This is a genomic window from Sphingobium sp. MI1205, from assembly GCF_001563285.1.
Lineage (GTDB): Bacteria > Pseudomonadota > Alphaproteobacteria > Sphingomonadales > Sphingomonadaceae > Sphingobium.
Genome location: NZ_CP005188.1, coordinates 2814207 through 2831100 on the forward strand (window position 1 = coordinate 2814207; position 16894 = coordinate 2831100).

The following is a 16894-nucleotide window of genomic DNA, read 5'->3' on the forward strand; positions in this document are numbered from 1 at the left end:
CAAGATGGGATTTTTTTGTTGCGCAGCAAGATGCTTCCCGGACAATCGGGTTTACGATGCTGCGTCAATATGAACTAGTTGAGCGAGTGAAGCGCTACGATCCGGATGCGGACGAGGCGATGATCAACCGCGCCTACGTCTTTTCCGTCCAGAAACACGGGTCCCAGAAACGCGCCAGCGGCGACCCCTATTTCAGTCATCCCATTGAGGTCGCTGGCATTCTCACCGATTTCAGCCTGGACGATCAGACCATCGTTACGGCGCTGCTGCACGATACGATCGAAGACACGCTTGTCACCTATGAGGAGATTGAGAATGCGTTCGGCAAGGATGTCGCGCGCATGGTCGATGGCGTCACCAAGCTGTCCAAGATCGAAGCGATGTCAGAAAATGAGCGGGCGGCGGAGAATCTCCGCAAGTTCCTGCTCGCCATGTCGGACGATATCCGCGTGCTGCTGGTCAAGCTCGCCGACCGCCTCCACAACATGCGTACGCTGCATTTCATCAAGAATGAGACCAAGCGCCGCCGCATCGCCCGTGAGACGATGGACATATATGCGCCGCTCGCCGAGCGGATCGGCATGTACGACTTCATGCGCGAAATGCAGCTCCTCTCCTTCCGCGAGCTGGAGCCGGAAGCCTATGACAGCATCACCAAGCGACTGGAGCAGCTGAAGGAAGGCGGCCATGACAAGGTCGACCGGATCGGCGCCGAATTGCAGCTGCTGTTGGGCAGCAACGACCTGTCCGTCACCGTATCCGGCCGGGAAAAGCATCCCTATTCCATCTGGAAGAAGATGCAGGAGCGGCACATCAGCTTCGAACAGCTGACGGATGTGATGGCTTTCCGTGTTATCACCGAAACGGCCGAGGATTGCTACCGGGCGCTGGGCGTCATCCACCAGACCTACAAGATGGTCCCCGGACGGTTCAAAGATTATATCTCCACCCCCAAGCGCAACGGCTACCGCTCGCTCCACACGACGGTGATCCATCAGGACAATGCCCGCATCGAGGTACAGATCCGCAGCCGCGACATGCATCATGACGCGGAACTGGGGCTGGCGGCGCACTGGGCATACAAGCAGAAGGGCGATGCGGGCGACCATCATGCAGCATGGCTGCGCGACCTGGTCGAGATTCTGGAACAGAGCCAGGACGCCGACGAGCTGCTCGAACATACCCGCATGGCGATGTATCAGGACCGCATCTTCGCCTTTTCCCCCAAAGGCGAGTTGCACCAGCTGCCCAAGGGATCGACCCCGGTCGATTTCGCCTATGCCGTCCACACGTCGCTGGGCAACCAGACGGTCGGTGCAAAGGTCAATGGCCGGGTCGTTCCCCTGCGCACGCCGCTGGAAAATGGCGATCAGGTCGAGATCCTGAAATCGGAAGGCCAGGAACCGCAACCGGGCTGGCTGACCTTCGCCGTCACGGGCAAGGCGCGGGCGGCCATCCGCCGCTTCATCCGGCAGAAGCAGCGCGGCGAGGAAATCGCGCTCGGTGAAAAGCTGTATGACGAAATCATCGGCCGCCTTTCCCCGGAACTGGCCAGTGAATTGGGAGAGAAGGCCCTCAAGGCCGCGCTCAAGCGCCTGAAGCTCGAAGATCGCGGCGCGCTGATGATCGCCATCGCTACCCATCGCCTGCGCGATTCAGAGGTCATGGAAGCTCTTGTGCCCGGGTCGACGAGCGCGGAAGGCATGGAAGAAGCGCATCCGCGCCAGCATGCGCCAGTGTCAATCCGCGGCCTGACGCCGGGCATCGCTTATCATCTGGGTGACTGTTGCCACCCCGTACCGGGCGATCGGATCGTTGGTGTACGGCGCACCGGTGAACCGATCGAAGTGCATACGATCGACTGTCGCTCGCTTGAAGCTGGCCAGGATGACGACTGGATCGATCTGGCCTGGGACAGCAGGTCGAAGGGCGGGACCGCGCGTCTTCAGGTGATCGTGAAGAACCAGCCAGGCGCGCTGGCGGCGGTGGCCAATGTCTTCGGCGCGACCAAGGCGAATATCCTCAATCTGCAACTGGTGAACCGCGAAGGTCCGTTTCATACGGACATCATCGACCTCGAGGTCGCCGACGCCCAGCATCTGAACCGCATTCTGTCAGCCCTCCGCGCGCTGGATGCGGTAGCGCAGGCGGATCGGGTGTAGAACCGCGAAGGGTGGTTTGCGGGACCGGCCGCTTACTCATTCCCCGCCCGCTTGCGGGAGGGGGGATGAGGTCCGCAATTGATCGTTAAGAACCATCGTCCGCAAAAAACGTTCGATTTCCAAGCTCTCCATCCGTCATCCCGGCCTTGAGCCGGGATCCCGCTCCCTTGAGCTAGTAGAACAAGCAGGCTCCGGGGCAAGCCCGGGCTGACAAGACGGGCATGTGACTAAGCGGCCGGGAAACCGCCCCTGCTCTGTCAACTGTAACCGCCACGCCACGCCCTGCGCAAAAAACATCCTATTCTCCATCCGGTCGCCACTTTTCCCTGTCCTACATCCCCCTGACCTGCCTACCCCACGCCGGTCTTTGAAATGTCGAACCGCTTCTCACAATGCTTACGCGCGCCTGCGCACGCGCGCGCATATGGTGTGAACTTTGCCGAAAAACCGCGCTTTTCCGCGACCCACCGGTCCCAACATTCAGATTCCGCGTGACAGGGCTCCTACAAATCTGTAGGGGCGCCCGCAGCGGACCTGCGGCAGCAATGTCGACGGTCTTCCGTCCGAGACAGTCGGTGAAGGGAATCTGCCCTTCTTAATTTCCGGCCTAGACGGGGAAAAGTTCTTTACCGGCCGGGCCTTTTGCCCTGTCCGGGTCTGCCTGTTTTCCCATGAGGATGCGGGCCAGTCGATCTCTCCCCTTCGGACATTTGCCCTGCGATTCGTCGCGGGTTTTTGCCGTTCATCGGGTCGTCCGATGGACATGAAGTGGAGAATGGCATGGATCGTAATCAGAAAGCTGAGGTCGTTTCCGCGCTGAACGCAGAACTGGCAGAAGTTGGCGTGGTCGTCGTGACCCGCAACCTCGGCATGACCGTCGCTCAGTCGACTGTCCTGCGCCAGAAGATGCGCGAAGCCGGTGCGTCCTACAAGGTTACGAAGAACCGCCTCGCCCGCATCGCCCTTGATGGCACTGACTATACCGGCCTCAGCGAACTGCTGACCGGCCCAGTCGGCCTTGCCACCTCGGCCGATCCGGTCGCAGCCGCCAAGGTTGCGGTCGATTTCGCCAAGACCAACGACAAGCTTGAGATCGTTGGTGGCGCGATGGGTGAAGTGCTGCTGGACGCGGAGGGCGTCAAGGCGCTCGCCTCGATGCCGTCGCTGGATGAACTGCGTGCGAAGATCGTTGGGCTGCTCGTTGCGCCCGCGACCAAGCTCGCGACCGTCACCCAGGCACCGGCTGCGCAGCTCGCGCGGGTCTTCAACGCCTATGCGGAGAAGGACGCGGCCTGATTGGCCCGGCCTTTTTCCGAAATCACGTTTTCAACTCTTGATTTAGGGGCACATGCCCCACCCAGAAGGGAATATTAACATGGCAGACATCAACGCACTGGTCGATCAGCTCTCGGCCCTGACCGTCCTCGAAGCCGCTGAACTCTCGAAGGCTCTGGAAGAAAAGTGGGGCGTTTCGGCCGCCGCTGCCGTCGCCGTCGCTGGCCCGGCCGCTGCCGCTGCCGCTCCGGCCGCTGAAGAGCAGTCGGAATTCGACGTGATCCTCACCGGCGACGGTGGCAAGAAGATCAACGTCATCAAGGAAGTCCGCGCCATCACCGGTCTGGGCCTGACCGAAGCCAAGGCGCTCGTCGAAGGCGCGCCCAAGGCTGTCAAGGAAGCCGTCAGCAAGGACGAAGCCGAGAAGCTCAAGAAGCAGCTTGAAGAAGCCGGCGCGACCGTCGAGCTCAAGTAATCGGCCCGGCTCCGCCTCGTGCGGAGCTGACCGATCCAGCACAGCTGGAATGGGGCGGTATCTTCGGATGCCGCCCTTTTTCTGCGCATCCGTCGCGTCAGCCCAAGCCGCTCGCTCCATTCTCCGGGAAACGACCGCATCGCCCGGGGCTCGGCGACTACATCCCTGCCGATGGGCATCTCTCAGATCGAACGCTCCCGCTTACTCGTCCGCCTCAAAGTGGATCCGGGTTCAGGTAAAGATAGCGGTCGTCAAACTCCGCCACGGCTTTCAACCCTTCTAGGTCGAGTATCTCCACCTCTCCCCGCCGATAGGCAAGCAGGCGCTGGTCGCGCAACATGCGCAATGTGCGATTGACGTGAACCGCCGTCATTCCCAGGCTATCGGCCAGCTGAGCCTGACTCATCCCCAGGTTAAAACGCCCATTAGCCTTGCCCACCACGCCCAGCCGGACATGGAGTTCGCACAACAGCGCGGCCAATCGCTCCACCGCCGATCTCTGCCCTAAGGACAATTCCCATTCGCGGTTCATGGATGCGTCCAGATTGGTGCTGAACCAATAGAGCCGGCCCAGGCGGGGCCATCGTTCAATCAACTGACGGATATGTTCGTGGGGAACGAGGCTGATCTTGCAGTCGGTCAGCGCCATTACTTCATGTTCAAGGCGCTTCAGCGTGAACCCGTGAATATCGACGAAGTCACCCGCAACATGGATTTGCGTGATCTGCCTTTTTCCGTCTGCCAAATCCTTCATACGGCACATCATGCCATCGAGCAGCAGGGTGCTTGCTTCCAACCGTTCGCCTTCATGCACTACGGTGGTGTTGCGCTCGACATGTCGCCCAGGGGGAACAATAGCGCGGATCGCCTGCTCTTCCTCATCGGAAACCGGGTGCCGGAACCTAAGCTTGGCGAGATGCGCCTCTATCATCGGTGCCTCCTGGGTCGAGCCGGAGACACACAGCCTCGCTGAAAGTAACTCGTCCAAACTGTATACCGGTCTCGCTCCTGATGTCGATCCAACCCGTAAGATCGACGACGCCCATCATTACTTCCTCGCTCAGGATCGAGCGAATGCTGCGAATGGCGAAGGTGCGGGGATCGTCGTGGTCGGCCATTTCGCGCCCCTCCTCGTCCGCGGTGAAGCCGGTGCCGTTATGGAGGTCAAAATGAAGGCGGCGCATGGCGGGAAGAACGCCGCCCCCTGGCAGAAGTTTCACGGTTGACCGAGAGGCGCGGGATACATCTCAGCCGTTGACGGTCCATGTTCAGCGGAGCGCGAGCAGCATCGGGCGATCCTCTTTCGCTTGCGCCAATGTCTGCGCCCGGTGCTCGGCACGCAGGCTGGTCAACATGACTTCTCGCTCCGCCGCATCATTGGCGACGATGACCCATGCTTCGAACTTGGCATTTGGCCGGACATCCTTCGGCAACGGGTAGAGTGAACCCATGGTACGGATCGCGCGCATCGATATGCGATTGACGTTCCTTGACACGGACGAACCGGCCAAGGCGATATTCTCCGGCCTACCCTCCTCTCCCAGCCTGAACTGGACGCGGGCATAGCCGGTCGAAGCACTTTCCCGGTAGAGAGACGTCGCCTGACGGATGCTCCGTGAAAGCCTTGAAGCTGCCCGGTCCGTCCATTCATCATGACTTATTGCGTCTTTATCCGACGCGACGACGGTCAGTTGACCCGCTCCTTGGCGCGCGACTGCAGCCACGGGCAATATCAAGCAGGCGCAAAGCGCCGCTAACACAGGCTTGGCATGCATAAAGGCCTCCTCTGTCTGTTTTTCGATTTTCACTGAGAGCCGCTGCGGCGGCATCGAGCCGGCCGAGAGCAGCGATGCCTATATATGACAAAGAGAAGTCAGATGGTAATAAATATACCGTAGCAATGTCATCGACATACCACTATTTCATCAATGCCTAATTTCTCGAGTAAACATACCCAATTCAAGAATTCTCGGCTTGACCTGAGGACCCGCCTCTAAGTTACGGGAGCGGCTACATTTTTGGAAGATCTTCGTTGAACGCTGGACCGAATCGGTGAGAATCTTTCCTGGCCTCAACGGGTGATCGCCAGTCCTACGGCTTCCGCGACCTTGATCCCATCGATCGCTGCTGACAAAATACCCCCGGCATATCCCGCCCCTTCCCCCGCCGGATAAAGCCCCACGACGTTTAAGCTCTGAAAATCCTTGCCGCGCGTAATCCGGATCGGAGAGGATGTTCGGGTTTCCACTCCCGTCATGACGGCATCTGGATGATCGTAATTGGCGATCTGACGCCCGAACGCTGGCAGCGCTTCGTGAAAAGCCTCGATCACGAAGGGAGGCAAGCAGCGCGACAGGTCCGTCATTGTAACACCGGGTTTGTAGGAGGGAACGACCTCCCCCAATTCGGTTGAAGCACGCCCGGCCAGGAAATCGCCTACTTTCTGCGCGGGCGCCCAGTAGGAAGCTCCTCCTGCGATGAAGGCTTCGCTTTCCCATCGCCGCTGAAGGTCTATGCCCGCCAACGGCCCGTCGGGATAATCCCGCTGCGGCTCGATGCCGACGACCAGGCCAGAGTTGGCGTTAAACTCGGCGCGGCTATACTGGCTCATGCCGTTGGTGACGACCCGGCCTTCTTCCGACGTGGCGGCGACCACGCGGCCGCCGGGACACATGCAGAAACTGTAGACCGTGCGACCATTCTCGCAATGGTGCGCCAGGCTGTAGGCGGCCGCGCCCAGCCCCGGATGCCCTGCGCATTTGCCGAAACGCGCGCGGTCGATCCAGCTCTGAGGATGCTCGATCCGCACGCCGATCGAAAAGGGCTTGGCTTCGATATGCACGCCCCGTCTGTGCAGCATCTCAAAGGTTGGCCGCGCGCTGTGCCCGACCGCCAGCACGACATGATCCGTCTCGATGAAACTGCCATCAGACAAATGGAGGCCGCGCAGACGCTGCGCCCCATCGCCCTGCCGTTCCAGTTCCAATTCCTCAACTTTGTGCTGCCAGCGATATTCGCCCCCTAGCGCTTCGATCTGGCGGCGCAGGCTTTCGACCATGGTGACCAGCCGAAAGGTGCCAATGTGCGGATGTGCCTCGGTCAATATGTCATCGGGAGCGCCGGCCGCGACAAACTCCTCCAGCACCTTGCGGCCCAAAAAACGCGGGTCCTTCACCCGGCAATAGAGTTTGCCGTCGGAAAAGGTGCCCGCGCCGCCCTCTCCGAACTGCACATTGCTTTCGGGATCGAGTTCCCCCCGGCGCCACAGGCCCCATGTGTCTTTCGTCCGCTCCCTCACCACCTTTCCGCGATCAAGGATGATGGGGCGGAATCCCATCTGGGCGAGGATGAGGCCCGCAAAAAGCCCGCACGGCCCCGCACCCACCACGACCGGACGCTTGCCCGACCAATGCTGCGGCGCTTGCGTGACGAAGCGATAGTCGGTGTCAGGGCGCGGCCGCACATCATGGTCGCCCGCAAGGCGCTCCAGCACAGCCTGCTCATCAGTCAGTTCGACATCGACAGTATAGACAAGCTGAATGGCGTTCTTTCGACGCGCGTCATTGCCCCGCCGGAAGACGACATGGCGGATCAGTTCCGCAGCCTCGATGCCCAGCCTTTCGCAGATGGCGGCGGGCATTGCCTCGGCCGGGTGGTCGAGAGGGAGTTTCAGGCCAGTTAGACGCAACATGGCGCCGCCTCTACCCCTATTCCCCGCCCCGCTCCACCCCCTCAAGAGGATATGCCGCCGCCTTTCAGAGACGCCCCCCTCAGAAACTGGCGCGCAGCCCTCCATAGATGGCGCGCCGTTCGGTGGGATAGAAAACCGCCTGACCGCTGTAGTTCACCACAGCCCCGATGTCGCCGACCGCTCGTCTCTTCGTCAGATTGCGCGCATCGAGGAACAGGGTCACACCCGGTTGCAGTTGCGCCTGCGCACCAAGGTTGATCGTCGCATAGCCGTTCGCCCGCTTGTTATTCCGGTAATCGACCCACGCGCCCTGTGGCACCCATTCAACGGCGGGCGAAATGCGCATCTGCTCAGTCCCCAGCCGGATTTCCCCACGATACATATGACGCGGGATCACCGGCAGCCGATTGTCGCCGAACTGCGCATCGCTCCGAAAGCGGAAGTCATTATACTGATACACCTGCCGCAGCACCGCCCAAGGCGCGAGCGTCAGGTCCAGCCCCGCTTCGATGCCCTGATGGCGCGTGTGACCGGCATTGAAGGTGGCGGCCGGAATCACCCCTGCCTGCACATTATATTGCAGCAGCTCTCCCTTGATGTCCGCGCGGTAAAGGCTGACGTCCCACCGCGCTATGCCCCGGTTCCCACGCGTACCAATCTCCGCCGTCCACGCCCTCTGCGGTTCCAGCGGCGTGAAACCAGGCAGCGTCACGCCACCGGGGCCAATCACGGGCTGTCCCAGCTCGATAAAGCCGGGCAGCTCCACCGACCGGCTGTAGTTCGCATAAAATTGCATGGCTTGGGACGGTTCGAACAGCAGACCGAATTTCGGTGCGAAGCTATCGAACTTCGCTTCGCCGCTGCGCGCCGGGGCAAGGCGATTATCCAACTGTCGCTCGCCATGGGTGTAGATGCCACCTGCTATCAGCCATAGCCCCCGGAGCGGTGCAACCCGCGCCTCGCCATAGCTGTTGATCGTCCTGGCGCGCGCCTTCTGGAACGAGGTAAGCGCTCCCGCCTTGCCGTCGATATTGACGAACTGCCGGAAATCGCCTCGACCAAAGCGAGCCTGGCTGCCCAGCGTCAGCATAACAGGGAGCCCGCCGACCTCGCCTGCCAGGTCGAGGCTGGCGAAAAGACCGCGATCTTCCGACTTCTGGTCCACCACCTGATAGATCGGGTGGTCAAGAGACTTGCTGTTATAATAGATGCCAAAGGACAGCTGGCCGCGTTCCAGCTGCACGGTGGTGCGGTTCTGCAACCGCATCGAATCGATGTCGCGCGCCTGATCGCCGACGGAATTGCCCTTGGCGGGGTTGTTCAGCGCATCGACCTCGGTGAGAGCGCCGGACAATTCCTGCCGAATAGACTGAACGCTTGCGTAGAAGCGCGTCTCCACGCGGTCGCTGATCCTGATGCCGACATTGCCGTTGAAGCGCAGCGCCTTGCGTCGCCCATGGTCGCGGTCGCCATCGGACCGGTCGGCGGTGATCGCCGCCCACGCATCCCCCCGATCATCGGCATAGCCATAGGCGGCCTTGGCGCGCTGCGTGTCGAAGGAGCCGCCGTCGATCCGAAGCTCAGCACCCGGAGCAGTTCTCCCCGTGGGCGTCACGGCGTTGATCGTGCCGCCCAATGTCGATCCGCCCAGGCGCAACGCATTGCCGCCGCGATAAACCTCCAGATGCTGGAAAACCTGTGGGTCCAACTCCTGGAAATCGCCGTTATCGTCGGCCATGTTGATCGGGATGCCATCCTGCAACAGGGTCAGGCCGCGCATGTGGAAACCGCGTGACAGGCCAGAGCCTCGTATGGAGATACGCACTTCCTGACCAAAGCGTGGCTGCGTGTAGACCCCGGCCGAAAAGCTCAGCGCATCGCGAAGAGACACGGCCAGCTTGTCGTCAAACTCCTGTGCAGAAACTACATTCGCCCCCCCTGCGGTGCCGTGGACGCGCTCGGCAGCGGCGTCGATGACCTGGTTGGCGGTGACAATGATGCCGCTCTGTTCTGCCGCTTCATCGGCCAGGGCGGGAACGGACAGGAACGAGCAGGCAAGGGCGCACAGCGAAACGCCGCGCGCAACCAGAATAGCAGACATGACAAACCTCAAGAAAACGGGCGCGCGCACGAACGCGCAGGAAAACCGATCTTCAGGAAGCTACAGGCGGCCCGGATGAAGGCGGCGGAGGCGCAGCCAGACGCGCGATCAACCCGGTCTTGAGGGCAAAGGCGATAGGCCCGGACGCAAGCTGCCACGCTGGCAGCGGCAGGTCGGCCAGCACCAACGGCGGGACTACGGGTTGGACGGACGCGGCGAAGGCGCAATGTTGCTGAACCTGCGCGCCATCATCCTGACGATGGGGCGCCTGATCGCGATCGACGATCATGTTGATAGCGCCCTGCCCCGTGCAGAGCGTCACCACCACGCCGCGCTCTGTGCGTACCGGCATGAAGCCGGACGGGGCGATCAGCTGGATGGCAAGGACAAGCAGAGCCAGCGCGGCGAGCAGGCCACGTGCGCTTTCCGACTGTCTAATTGCCCCCAACATGATGCGGACCGCTTAGCGATGGGGGGAGGTGATGTCATCAGGGCATATTGTCCGGGATTTGTGAATTAATGAATGAAATAGCGAAATGAAACGGTTCTGGCGGGTGGCAGGATCATACTTGACGTTAACGTAAACGTCTCCTAGCTAGGGGCCATGGACCAGCGCAGCAGCATTGCGGGCATCGAATTGCCCGATCATGAGGAACGGCAGAGCTACAGCATCACCGACCTGTCCGAAGAGTTCGGCGTGACCGCGCGCGCGCTTCGCTTCTATGAGGATGAAGGGCTGATCGCGCCTGAACGCCACGGCCTGGCGCGCATCTATTCGCGCCGCGACCGCGCACGCCTCGCCTGGATCCTGCGGGGCAAGAGGGTGGGTTTCAGCCTGGCCGACATCCGCGAGATGATAGACCTGTACGACGCGGACGAGGAACATGAGGAGCAGCGGCGCGTCACTGTTGCCAAATGCCGGGCGCGGATCGAACTGCTCACCCGGCAGAAGGCCGATATCGACGCCGCGATCGCCGAACTGTCCGACTTCATAGCGGCGATCGACAAGTCCTGAACCCCGACGCCCGACAGAAAAGATAAGCCCGGAGAGAAGATCATGCCCAGCTACACCGCCCCGCTTCGCGAAACCCGTTTCGTGCTGGATCATGTCGTGGGTCTCGATCGCTACACCAATCTGCCCGGTTTCGAAAATGCGACGCCCGATCTGCTGGAGGCGATCCTGACCGAAGGCGGGAAAATAGCGCAGGAAGTGCTTTTCCCCCTGAATGCGGTGGGCGACAAGGAAGGCTGCATCCGTCATCCCGACGGCAGCGTGACGACGCCGCCCGGTTTCAAGCAGGCATTCGATACCTATGTGGAGGGCGGCTGGACGACGCTGCATGCGCCGGTCGAATATGGCGGACAGGGCCTGCCCAACGTCGTCGCATCGGCCGTGGGTGAATATGTGCTGTCGGCCAATCACAGCTTTGAAATGTATCATGGCCTGACCAGCGGCGCGGTTTCCGCCCTGCTGGCCAAGGGCAGCGACGCGCTGAAGCAGAAATATATTCCCAACATGGTGTCGGGCAAATGGACCGGCACGATGAACCTGACCGAACCGCATGCGGGCACCGACCTTGGCCTTATCAAGACCAAGGCCGTGCCGCAGGATGAAGGCAGCTATGCGATCACAGGCACGAAGATCTTCATTTCGTCGGGCGAGCAGGACCTGACCGAAAATATCATCCACCTGGTCCTAGCCAAGACCCCGGACGCGCCGGAAGGCAGCAAGGGCATCTCGCTGTTCGTGGTGCCCAAGGTGCTGGTGAACGAAGACGGGTCGCTGGGCGAACGCAACGCCGTGTCCTGCGGGTCGCTTGAGCACAAGATGGGCATTCACGGCAACGCCACATGCGTCATGAATTATGACGGGGCGACCGGATGGATCGTGGGTGAGGAGAATAAGGGCCTTGCCGCCATGTTCATCATGATGAACGCCGCGCGCATGTGGGTCGGCATGCAGGGGCTGGGCCAGGCCGAGCTGGCGTTCCAGAACGCGGTCCATTACGCACGCGAGCGGCGGCAGGGCCGCGCGTTGACCGGCCCCAAGGACAAAGAGGAAAAGGCGGACACGCTGTTCGTCCATCCCGATGTTCGCCGGATGCTAATGGAAGCCAAGGCGCTGACCGAAGGGCTACGCGCGCTGATGCTATGGGGTGCGTTGCAGGTCGATCTGGCCCAGCATGCCGCGGCCGAGGAAGAAAGGCAGACCGCCGATGACATGGCGCAACTGCTGACCCCGGTCCTGAAAGGCTATGGCACCGACAAGGGTTTCGACGTCGCGGTCATGTGCCAGCAGGTCTTTGGCGGCCATGGATACATATGGGAAAATGGCGCCGAACAATATGTGCGCGACGCCCGCATCGCCCAGATCTACGAAGGCACGAACGGCATTCAGGCGATGGACCTGGTCGGCCGCAAGCTGGCGATGCATGGCGGCCGTGCGCTGCAAGCCTTCCTGAAGATGGTCGCCACCGAAGTCGCGGAAGCCAAGGGCAATGAAAAGCTCACACCCTTCGCCGAGGCGCTGGAGAAGGCGAGCGGGCAATTGCAGGCGGCGACCATGTGGCTGATGCAGAACGCCATGCAGAATCCCGACAATGCGGGCGCGGGCGCGGTGCATTACATGCACATATTGGGCATCGTCGCCACTGGCCTGATGTGGTTGCGCATGGCGAAGGCGGCGGCGAGCCTGCTTGAGGCGGGCGAAGGCGATGCGCGCTATCTGGAGACGAAGCTCGTCACCGCGCGCTTCTTTGCCGAGCGCATCATGCCCGACGCGGGCGCGCTGCGCCGCAAGATCGAGAGCGGGGCGGAAAGCCTGATGGCGATCGACCCGGACATGTTCCTGGCTGCCTGAGCCTCAAGGACACACGCGCGACGCCAAAACGGCAGTCGTCCGGCCCGGCTTTCGCACCGAGCAATGGCCCACACGAAAACAGGCGGCGCTCCGGTGAGCGCCGCCTGTCTGTAATCCATCAGCGATGGCTGCGAGGAATCAATACTCGGTGCGCACGTCGCGGCGCTCGGCGATACGAGCGCGCTTGCCGGTGCGGCCACGCAGATAATAGAGCTTTGCACGACGCACGACGCCACGGCGGACGACCGTGATCGAATCGATGTTCGGCGAATAGAGCGGGAATACGCGTTCCACGCCTTCACCGAACGAAATCTTGCGCACGGTGAAGTTGCTGCCCATGCCCTTGTTGGAGCGGGCGATGCAGACGCCTTCATAATTCTGGACGCGGCTGCGTTCGCCTTCGACCACCTTCACGCCGACGCGCAGCGTATCACCGGGGCGGAATTCGGGGATATCCTTGGCGAGGGCCGCAATGTTTTCGGCCTCGATCTGCTGGATCAAGTTCATTACTCAAGTCCTACTTTTCGCGTTGCGCACCAGAGGGCGGCTGGTCCCGAACGCCGACATGACGTTCCCAAAGGTCCGGCCGCCTTAGCCGTGTATCTTCCTCCGCCCTTTGTTTCCGCCAGGCGGCGATTTTCGCATGATCCCCCGATCGCAACACTTCAGGGATCGTGCGCCCTTCCCACAGAGCGGGCCGGGTATAGTGCGGATATTCCAGAAGGCCGCTTTCGAAGCTTTCTTCATCCCCACTTGAAGCCGCGCCCATTACTCCGGGAAGCAAGCGAATGCAAGCATCCAGCAGCATCAGCGCGCCCATCTCTCCACCGGAAAGGATGATGTCGCCCATGCTGATCTGCTCGATCGGGCGGGCATCGAAAATACGCTCGTCAAATCCCTCGAACCGGCCGCACAGGATGGTGGCCCCCGGCCCCGCCGCCAGTGCGCGGACGCGGGACTGCGTGATGGGCGCGCCGCGCGGCGTCATGGCGATGACGGGCAGGTTCGGCCCCTTTTCCAGCGCATGGTCGATGGCGAGGCCCAGAATGTCCGGGCGCAGCACCATGCCCGCGCCACCCCCTGCTGGCGTGTCATCGACGGTGCGATGCCTGTCGGTTGCAAAGTCGCGGATGTGGATGGGATCGCAGGCCCACTTCCCCTCGGCCAGCGCCCGACCGGCGAGCGATGTGCCCAGCGGCCCTGGAAACATCTCAGGATAGAGCGTCAGGATTTGAGCGCGGAAGCTCATCCCCTGCCCGCCTTCAGCCGCGCGCCCGTCATGCCAAGCAGCAGCGCCGCCACCCCGCTGATAGCCAGCGCAGCACCGATCATGCCGAGCAGATCGGCAAAGGGGCGATCAGGGTGCGTCAAGGCTGGCAACAGGAACAACGCCGGGACGGGCAGGACCAGAGTGGCCGCCACAGCGATCTTCAATGCGCGCGACCATGCCATCAGGAACAGCCGCCAGCCCAAAGCGGCCATCAGCAGCAGATAGAGCACGGCAAGGAGCGTGGACATGGGCGCGACCGGCCGTCAGACCACGAAGGCGGCGTCGATGACGGCGTGCGTCTCGTCGATCGTCACGGCATGCATGGGGGCCATGAAACGCTTGGCCTTTTGCCCGTCAACGGGTGGCCGTTCGACTTCGATGATGTCGCCAGCGCCGAAATTCTCGACCGCGACAAGGGTGCCCAGTGCTTCGCCATCGCTGGAGGAACAGGGCAAGCCGATGAGGTCGGCATGATAATATTCGCCCTCCTCCAGCGGAGGCAAAGCGGATCGCGGCACCGTCAATTCGGTCCCGCGCAGGGCTTCGGCAGCGCTGCGATCGCCGATCCCGTCGAAACGCGCGACAGCCCCGTTGGGACCGGCGCGCACCGACTTCAGCGTCAGCACCTTACCCGCCGCCTCGAAGCTCTTGTAGGATTTGAGCGTTTCCGCCCCTTCCCCAAAGAGCTTCAGGCGAACTTCGCCCGCCACTCCATGAGCGCCGATGATCACGGCCAGAGTGACGGGCTTGTCGGTCAAAGGATTCAGCCTTCGGCCTGTTCTTCAGCCGGAGCGGCGTCTTCGGCAGGCGCAGCAGCTTCCTCGGCGGGCGCAGCTTCTTCGGCAGCCGGAGCAGCGGCGGCTTCGGCAGCGGCGGCCTTGGCGGCTTCAGCGGCTTCGGCAGCTTCAGCGGCCTTGGTGGCGCGGTCTTCCGCGCGGTCCTTGGCCTTCTGGCCCGGCTCAGCCTTGTTCGGGTTGTTGCGGGCGGCGCGTTCCTTCACGCCCGCGGCGTCGAGGAAGCGGGCAACGCGGTCGGTCGGCTGGGCACCGGCGGCGACCCAGTGCTTTGCGCGCTCAACGTCCAGAACGACGCGCTTTTCATCGCCCTTGGGCAGGACGGGGTTGTAGCTGCCGATGCGCTCGATGAACTTGCCGTCACGCGGCGCGCGGCTGTCGGCCACGACGATGCGATAATAGGGACGCTTCTTGGAACCACCGCGCGAAAGACGAATGGACGTTGCCATGGAATTTTGACCTTTCTACTGTAATCTACTTAGCTTCAATTCGTCATCCCAGCGGAAGCTGGGATCTTGTGCCTGAGATCCCAGCCTTCGCTGGGATGACGGGCTATTTCTTCATGAAATTCTGAAATCCGGGGGGCAGGTTGGGCATGTTGCCGCCCAGCCCCGGCAGGCCCTGCGGAGGCGCGCCGCCCCCGCCCAGCATGCCGTCCAGCCCGCCGCCGGTGAACATCTTGGCCAGCCCTTTCAGGCCGCCCATCTTGCGGATCTTCTTCATCGCCGTTTCCATCTCCTGATGCATTTTCAGGAGCTTGTTGACTTCCTGCACGGTGCGGCCGGAACCCTTGGCGATGCGGATCTTGCGCTTGGCGTTGATGAGCGCGGGCTTTTCGCGCTCCTTGGGCGTCATCGACCCGATCATCGCGTCCAGATGCACCAGCGTCTTGTCGTTCGCGCCGCTGTTGGCCATCGCCGCCTGCGCCTTTTTCAGGCCCGGCAACATGCCCGCCAGCGCGCCAAGGCCGCCCATGCGGCGCATCTGGTTCAGCTGGCTGCGCAGGTCGTTCATGTCGAACTGACCCTTCGCCATTTTCTTGGCGAGTTTGTCGGCTTCCTCCGCGTCGATCGTCTCGGCGGCGCGTTCGACCAGCGACACGACGTCGCCCATGCCAAGAATGCGCTGCGCCACGCGGGCGGGATGAAACTGCTCGATCGCGTCCAGCTTTTCGCCGGTGCCCGCGAACTTGATCGGGCGGCCAGTCACCGCGCGCATCGACAGCGCCGCGCCGCCGCGCGCATCGCCGTCCATGCGGGTCAGCACCACGCCGGTCAGCGGCACCTGAGCGGTGAAGCTGCTCGCCACGTTCACCGCGTCCTGGCCGGTCAGCGAATCGACGACGAGCAGGATTTCAGCCGGATCGGAAACGTCGGCGACCGCCTTCATCTCGTCCATCAGCGCCTGATCGACATGCAGGCGGCCCGCGGTGTCGAGCATGACGACGTCGAAGCCCTGGAGCTTCGCGGCCTGCAACGCGCGCCTGGCGATCTCGACCGGCTGCTGGCCCGGCACGATCGGCAGCGTCGCCACATCGGCCTGGGTGCCCAGCACCGCCAACTGCTCCTGCGCGGCGGGACGCTGGACGTCGAGCGACGCCATCAGCACCTTCTTGCGCTCTTTTTCCTTGAGGCGCTTGGCGATCTTGGCGGTGGAGGTGGTCTTGCCAGACCCCTGCAGGCCGACCATCATGATGACGGCGGGCGGGGAGACGTCGATCATCAGGTCGGACGTTTCCGACCCCAGCGTTTCGGTGAGCGTGTCGCTGACGATCTTGACGACCATCTGGCCGGGCGTGACCGACCGCAGCACATCGCTGCCGACCGCGCGCTCCGTTGCCTGCTCGACGAACTGGCGCACGACGGGAAGGGCGACGTCTGCTTCAAGCAGCGCGATTCGCACCTCGCGCATCGCGGCGCGGACATCGTCCTCCGTAAGCGCACCGCGCCCACGCAGTTTGTCGAATACCCCACTCAGACGATCGCTTAGCGAATCGAACATTATCACCTCATTTGGGCCGGAAAGACCCGGAAATACTGCCTATCCCGCCAAACGACAAAATCGCCGGCGGGCGAAAACTCGCCGGCCAGCGTCCATCCGGTGCCCCTGTCGAGCGCCATGGATTTGCCAGGATTCAGACGGCGGACCGTCCGATTGCAGGGCGCCTTTAGCGCAAGGAGGACCGGGATGCAACGGGAACAGGCGGCTGTCGGCGCGCCAGACGGCTGACCATTGACGAATTGGTCACCACTATTCGCTATTGGGC

At 62.2% G+C, this 16894-nt stretch carries 17 protein-coding genes; 5 read left to right on the forward strand and 12 right to left on the reverse strand.

The window, feature by feature from the left end:
• The first annotated feature begins 56 nt into the window (after positions 1-56).
• The 3 genes from K663_RS13885 (at position 57) to rplL (ending at position 3912) form a co-directional block, all read left to right on the forward strand.
• Positions 57-2162 (forward strand): RelA/SpoT family protein, encoded by a 2106-nt coding sequence (locus tag K663_RS13885; RefSeq protein WP_062118712.1) that lies wholly within the window; start codon positions 57-59, stop codon positions 2160-2162.
• A gap of 780 nt (positions 2163-2942) precedes the next feature.
• The gene (rplJ, locus tag K663_RS13890; protein WP_062120962.1) at positions 2943-3458 is read left to right on the forward strand and encodes a 50S ribosomal protein L10; all 516 of its coding nucleotides are present in this window, start codon (positions 2943-2945) and stop codon (positions 3456-3458) included.
• A 79-nt stretch (positions 3459-3537) separates the two neighbouring features.
• The gene (gene rplL / locus K663_RS13895; RefSeq protein WP_062118714.1) at positions 3538-3912 is read left to right on the forward strand and encodes a 50S ribosomal protein L7/L12; all 375 of its coding nucleotides are present in this window, start codon (positions 3538-3540) and stop codon (positions 3910-3912) included.
• A gap of 214 nt (positions 3913-4126) precedes the next feature.
• Here rplL and K663_RS13900 read toward each other — a convergent pair whose 3' ends face one another.
• The 6 genes from K663_RS13900 to K663_RS13925 form a co-directional block, all read right to left on the reverse strand.
• Positions 4127-4843 carry a Crp/Fnr family transcriptional regulator gene (locus tag K663_RS13900; RefSeq protein WP_062118716.1) on the reverse strand — a complete coding sequence of 239 codons (717 nt, stop codon included), beginning with the start codon at positions 4841-4843 and terminating at the stop codon, positions 4127-4129.
• On the reverse strand, positions 4815-5096 hold the full coding sequence (locus K663_RS24365) for a DUF6894 family protein (protein WP_062118721.1): 282 nt from the start codon (positions 5094-5096) through the stop codon (positions 4815-4817). Before K663_RS24365 ends, K663_RS13900 begins: the two co-directional genes overlap by 29 nt.
• An 84-nt stretch (positions 5097-5180) precedes the next feature.
• Positions 5181-5636 (reverse strand): energy transducer TonB family protein, encoded by a 456-nt coding sequence (locus tag K663_RS13910; RefSeq protein WP_235589452.1) that lies wholly within the window; start codon positions 5634-5636, stop codon positions 5181-5183.
• A 347-nt stretch (positions 5637-5983) separates the two neighbouring features.
• A complete protein-coding gene (locus K663_RS13915; protein WP_062118724.1) occupies positions 5984-7603 on the reverse strand; it encodes an NAD(P)/FAD-dependent oxidoreductase in 1620 nt (539 codons plus the stop codon).
• Positions 7604-7682: 79 nt separating this feature from the next.
• Positions 7683-9704: a TonB-dependent receptor family protein gene (locus K663_RS13920; protein WP_062118727.1), complete on the reverse strand. Its 2022-nt coding sequence runs from the start codon at positions 9702-9704 to the stop codon at positions 7683-7685.
• Between the two features lie 52 nt (positions 9705-9756).
• Positions 9757-10155, reverse strand: coding sequence for a DUF2946 family protein (locus K663_RS13925; protein ID WP_062118730.1), 399 nt, complete (start codon positions 10153-10155; stop codon positions 9757-9759).
• Positions 10156-10308: 153 nt separating this feature from the next.
• Between K663_RS13925 and K663_RS13930 the strand changes: the two genes are divergently transcribed.
• A complete protein-coding gene (locus K663_RS13930) occupies positions 10309-10719 on the forward strand; it encodes a MerR family transcriptional regulator (protein ID WP_062118733.1) in 411 nt (136 codons plus the stop codon).
• 42 nt (positions 10720-10761) lie between these two features.
• Positions 10762-12564 (forward strand): acyl-CoA dehydrogenase C-terminal domain-containing protein, encoded by a 1803-nt coding sequence (locus K663_RS13935; RefSeq protein ID WP_062118736.1) that lies wholly within the window; start codon positions 10762-10764, stop codon positions 12562-12564.
• Positions 12565-12702: 138 nt separating this feature from the next.
• On the opposite strand, the gene rplS is transcribed toward K663_RS13935, so the two are convergent.
• The 6 genes from rplS to ffh form a co-directional block, all read right to left on the reverse strand.
• Complete coding sequence (gene rplS / locus K663_RS13940; RefSeq protein ID WP_062118746.1) at positions 12703-13071, reverse strand: 50S ribosomal protein L19; 369 nt, start codon at positions 13069-13071, stop codon at positions 12703-12705.
• Between the two features lie 10 nt (positions 13072-13081).
• Positions 13082-13813: a tRNA (guanosine(37)-N1)-methyltransferase TrmD gene (gene trmD, locus K663_RS13945; RefSeq protein WP_062118751.1), complete on the reverse strand. Its 732-nt coding sequence runs from the start codon at positions 13811-13813 to the stop codon at positions 13082-13084.
• Positions 13810-14082, reverse strand: coding sequence for a hypothetical protein (locus K663_RS13950; protein ID WP_062118754.1), 273 nt, complete (start codon positions 14080-14082; stop codon positions 13810-13812). Before K663_RS13950 ends, trmD begins: the two co-directional genes overlap by 4 nt.
• A 15-nt stretch (positions 14083-14097) precedes the next feature.
• The gene (rimM, locus tag K663_RS13955; RefSeq protein ID WP_062118757.1) at positions 14098-14592 is read right to left on the reverse strand and encodes a ribosome maturation factor RimM; all 495 of its coding nucleotides are present in this window, start codon (positions 14590-14592) and stop codon (positions 14098-14100) included.
• A gap of 5 nt (positions 14593-14597) precedes the next feature.
• On the reverse strand, positions 14598-15077 hold the full coding sequence (rpsP, locus tag K663_RS13960; protein ID WP_062118759.1) for a 30S ribosomal protein S16: 480 nt from the start codon (positions 15075-15077) through the stop codon (positions 14598-14600).
• 103 nt (positions 15078-15180) lie between these two features.
• The gene (ffh, locus tag K663_RS13965; protein WP_201026638.1) at positions 15181-16629 is read right to left on the reverse strand and encodes a signal recognition particle protein; all 1449 of its coding nucleotides are present in this window, start codon (positions 16627-16629) and stop codon (positions 15181-15183) included.
• Positions 16630-16894: the final 265 nt, after the last annotated feature.

Bases quoted from the DNA above. Each gene is read 5' to 3' on its own strand.
- rpsP (WP_062118759.1), bottom strand. From the start codon at position 15,077: ATGGCAACGTCCATTCGTCTTTCGCGCGGTGGTTCCAAGAAGCGTCCC.
- K663_RS24365 (WP_062118721.1), bottom strand. From the start codon at position 5,096: ATGCGCCGCCTTCATTTTGACCTCCATAACGGCACCGGCTTCACCGCG.
- rplS (WP_062118746.1), bottom strand. From the start codon at position 13,071: ATGAACTTGATCCAGCAGATCGAGGCCGAAAACATTGCGGCCCTCGCC.
- K663_RS13935 (WP_062118736.1), top strand. From the start codon at position 10,762: ATGCCCAGCTACACCGCCCCGCTTCGCGAAACCCGTTTCGTGCTGGAT.
- K663_RS13885 (WP_062118712.1), top strand. From the start codon at position 57: ATGCTGCGTCAATATGAACTAGTTGAGCGAGTGAAGCGCTACGATCCG.
- K663_RS13925 (WP_062118730.1), bottom strand. From the start codon at position 10,155: ATGTTGGGGGCAATTAGACAGTCGGAAAGCGCACGTGGCCTGCTCGCC.
- trmD (WP_062118751.1), bottom strand. From the start codon at position 13,813: ATGAGCTTCCGCGCTCAAATCCTGACGCTCTATCCTGAGATGTTTCCA.
- rplL (WP_062118714.1), top strand. From the start codon at position 3,538: ATGGCAGACATCAACGCACTGGTCGATCAGCTCTCGGCCCTGACCGTC.
- K663_RS13900 (WP_062118716.1), bottom strand. From the start codon at position 4,843: ATGATAGAGGCGCATCTCGCCAAGCTTAGGTTCCGGCACCCGGTTTCC.
- K663_RS13915 (WP_062118724.1), bottom strand. From the start codon at position 7,603: ATGTTGCGTCTAACTGGCCTGAAACTCCCTCTCGACCACCCGGCCGAG.
- ffh (WP_201026638.1), bottom strand. From the start codon at position 16,629: ATGTTCGATTCGCTAAGCGATCGTCTGAGTGGGGTATTCGACAAACTG.
- K663_RS13930 (WP_062118733.1), top strand. From the start codon at position 10,309: ATGGACCAGCGCAGCAGCATTGCGGGCATCGAATTGCCCGATCATGAG.
- rplJ (WP_062120962.1), top strand. From the start codon at position 2,943: ATGGATCGTAATCAGAAAGCTGAGGTCGTTTCCGCGCTGAACGCAGAA.
- K663_RS13950 (WP_062118754.1), bottom strand. From the start codon at position 14,082: ATGTCCACGCTCCTTGCCGTGCTCTATCTGCTGCTGATGGCCGCTTTG.
- K663_RS13920 (WP_062118727.1), bottom strand. From the start codon at position 9,704: ATGTCTGCTATTCTGGTTGCGCGCGGCGTTTCGCTGTGCGCCCTTGCC.